The organism is Bradyrhizobium sp., from assembly GCF_016462955.1.
GTDB lineage: Bacteria > Pseudomonadota > Alphaproteobacteria > Rhizobiales > Xanthobacteraceae > Bradyrhizobium.
The window spans coordinates 1-3,372 of record NZ_JAEMSD010000026.1; the positions used below are offsets into that span (position 1 = coordinate 1).

The following is a 3,372-nucleotide window of genomic DNA, read 5'->3' on the forward strand; positions in this document are numbered from 1 at the left end:
CACCGCCGCCGCCGGCGCGGTTCTCGATCACGATCGGCTGGCCGAGCTCGGCGGAGAGACGCTCGAACACCAGCCGCGGCACCACGTCCGCCGCGCTGCCCGGACCGAACGGAATGGTCGCCTTGATCAGCCGCGCCGGCCAGTCTTGTGCCTGGACTTGTGTTGCAGCGGCGATCCAGAACGAGGCACACAGACAAAACACGCGAAGGAACCTGGTCATCGACATCTCCGATCGAATAGCGCGATCTTTGCAAGAACCGTTCCGGTGCGGTCGTCTACTCCGCCAGCGTGAATTGCAGCAGCAGGGTCCGCTGCAGCATCGAGAAATTGTCGTCGGAGATCAGCGTCAGCACGGTCTCGCCCTCGCTCGTGACGTGGGCGTCGATGGCTTCCATGTTGTCGATCTCGTGGCCGAGATCGGCAACGAACAGGGCGGGACCATCGACCACCGCGCCAGGTGCGATCAACTTCAACGGGATCGACCGGATGCGGATGTTGACGCCGGTGAACCAGGAGAATTTGCGCTCGAGGATGAGCAGTTCGCCGGAGGGCAGCAGCACGGCATCGCTGACGTCGTAATTCTCGGTGCGGCGCACGCTGAACTGGCCGGGCGCGGGGCCGCCGATCAGGAAGGCGAGGAGGTTGCCGTCGGCATCGAGCCCGCGCTCGGAGAAGGCGATCAGCGCGCCCGCGAGCGGCATGTTCTGGTCTTTGCCCTTGGGCACCGCCACCATCGCCTCGAGGCCCTTGTTGTAGGGCAGCTTGCGCAAGCCGGGCGGGACAACGATCGGTTCGCCGCGCGCGCGGGTGCCGCCCTTGGCGAAATCGTAGCGCAGGATCTGGTTGACGCGCTCGAGCCCGACATAGCCCAGGTTGCCGTCGCGCGCGAGCGACTCGGTATCGTACCAGAGCTTCTTCTCGGTGATCGGCCGGCCGTCGGCGCCCAGCACCGGCGCGGCCTCGACGTCCGCAAGGCCGGTCATCTCGCGGCCGGAGTAGCGGATGGCGCCGGTGAACCAGCCGCCCTGGTCGGAGATCGCGAGGAAGCGCTCGCCCTTGCCGTCGAGAAAGCGGAGACCGGAGAGTCCGCCGAAGCCGCGAAAGGGCGAGGTCAGCACCAGCCCGCTGCGATAATCCAGCGAACCGAAGCGCGTGCGCGAGCGGTCGCGCGGCTCGAAATGGGGAATGGGGCGCGCGTTGACCTCGACGCTGGCGGGCTCTGCGACGGCGTGCTCGACCTGGAGCCGGCGCGGCGGCGGCTCGGCGGCGGCTTGCGCCTGCGCGAAACGAGGGACTGCGAGAGTGGAGAATCCCGCCGCAGCGTGCCTGAGGAAGCTGCGGCGGGATGAGTGCGTGCTCACGAATGCAATTTGCGTCGCGGGCGACCGGGCGCTTGCGTCGGCGCCGTGTTGGTCTCGCTGAAGAGTTCGGCGAGCTTCTCGGTGATGGCGCCGCCGAGTTCTTCCGCGTCCACGATCGTCACCGCGCGGCGATAATAGCGCGTCACGTCATGGCCGATGCCGATCGCGATCAGCTCGACCGGCGAGCGGGTCTCGATCTCCTCGATGATGTGACGCAGATGCCGCTCGAGATAGTTGCCGGGATTGACCGACAGCGTGGAATCGTCGACCGGCGCGCCGTCCGAGATCATCATCAGGATCTTGCGCTGCTCGGGCCGGCCCAAGAGGCGCTTGTGCGCCCAGTCCAGCGCCTCGCCGTCGATGTTCTCCTTCAGGAGCCCCTCGCGCATCATCAGGCCGAGATTCTTTCGCGCACGGCGCCACGGGGCGTCGGCGGACTTGTAGATGATGTGGCGGAGATCGTTGAGGCGGCCGGGATTGGCCGGCTTGCCGGCGGCGAGCCACGCCTCGCGCGATTGCCCGCCCTTCCAGGCACGCGTGGTGAAGCCGAGGATCTCGACCTTGACGCCGCAACGCTCCAGCGTGCGGGCAAGGATGTCGGCGCAGGTCGCCGCGACCGTGATCGGGCGGCCGCGCATCGAGCCGGAATTGTCGAGCAGCAGCGTCACCACGGTGTCGCGGAACGTCGCCTCCTTCTCGTGCATGAAGGACAGCGGGTGATAGGGATCGGTAACGACGCGCGACAGGCGCGCGGGGTCGAGGATGCCCTCTTCGTGATCGAACTCCCAGGCGCGGTTCTGCTGCGCCATCAGCTTGCGCTGCAGGCGGTTGGCGAGGCGGGCGACGATGCCCTGCAGATGCGCGAGCTGCTTGTCGAGATAGGCGCGCAGCCGCTCCAGCTCGTCATGGTCGCAGAGGTCCTCGGCCGCGATGACCTCGTCGAACTTGGGCGCGAAGGCGTGGTATTCCGGCCCGCGCGGCTCGTTCTTGCCGGACGAATTCGGACGCGTCGCCTCGCCCGGGGTCTCGTCGTCACCGAGCTCGCCGTCGTCGAACGTGTCGGAGGTCGAGGCCTGCGCGCTTTCCATCGCGCTCTCGGACATTTCGTCGGTCGAGGCCTGGGCCTGGTCGGCGCTCATTTCCTGCGCGGCATCGGAGTCCGGTGAGCCTTCGGCGCCGGACTGGTCGTTCTCGCCGTCCTGGTTCTCTTCGTTCTCGTCATCGTCCTCGCTGTCGGCGCTGCGCTCGTCGCCGAGCTCGAGCGCCGAGAGCAGGTCATGCACGGCATCGCCGAACTTGCTCTGGTCCTCGACCACGCCGTCGAGCCGGTCGAGCCGCTTGCCGATCTTGTCTTCGAGGATCGGGCGCCAGAGGTCGACCATCTTCTTGGCGGCCGTCGGCGGCGCCATGCCGGTCAGGCGCTCGCGCACCAGCATCGCCAGCGCATCGGCGAGCGGGGCATCGGCGCGGTCGGTGATCTCGTCGAACTTGCCGCGATGGAAATGATCGTCGAGCATCGCGGTGAGGTTCTTGGCAACGCCGGCCATGCGCCGCGCGCCGATCGCCTCGACCCTCGCCTGCTCCACGGCCTCGAACACGCCGCGCGCCTGCGGATTGCCCGGCATCATCTTGCGATGCACCTTGGGATCGTGGCAGGCGAGCTTGAGCGCGATGGAATCGGCGTGGCCGCGCACGATGGCGGCATCGCGCTTGGTCATCTTGCGCGCCGGCTCGGGCAGCCGCGCCTTGCCCGGCGCAAGCCCCGGGCGCTCGGCGGCGAAGGAGACGTCGAGCTCGGGCGCTTTTGCGATCGCCTTCAGGCAGGAGGCGACCGAGCGCTTGAACGGCTCGGTCGGCGCTTCCTTGGTGTTGCGGAATTTGGAGTTGGAGGTGGTGCTCATCTCGATCTCACCGTCGTCCCCGCGAAAGCGGGGACCCATAACCACAGGACGTCGTTTGACGAAGGGCGGGAACTAACAGCTCGCGCCGCAACGCGGGCCTGGGGTTATGG

At 67.6% G+C, this 3,372-nt stretch carries 2 protein-coding genes and 1 pseudogene; all 3 read right to left on the bottom strand.

From position 1 onward, the window contains the following. Positions 1-220 (bottom strand): annotated as a pseudogene (locus JHD07_RS05025) (tripartite tricarboxylate transporter substrate binding protein); the annotation flags it as partial. A 55-nt stretch (positions 221-275) separates the two neighbouring features. Then, positions 276-1,361, bottom strand: a complete 1,086-nt coding sequence (locus tag JHD07_RS05030) for an esterase-like activity of phytase family protein (RefSeq protein WP_291619606.1) — start codon at positions 1,359-1,361, stop codon at positions 276-278. Continuing rightward, positions 1,358-3,262 (bottom strand): cobaltochelatase subunit CobT, encoded by a 1,905-nt coding sequence (gene cobT, locus JHD07_RS05035; RefSeq protein ID WP_291619608.1) that lies wholly within the window; start codon positions 3,260-3,262, stop codon positions 1,358-1,360. Before cobT ends, JHD07_RS05030 begins: the two co-directional genes overlap by 4 nt. Between the last annotated feature and the right edge of the window lie 110 nt (positions 3,263-3,372).

Bases quoted from the DNA above. Each gene is read 5' to 3' on its own strand.
- cobT (WP_291619608.1), bottom strand. From the start codon at position 3,262: ATGAGCACCACCTCCAACTCCAAATTCCGCAACACCAAGGAAGCGCCG.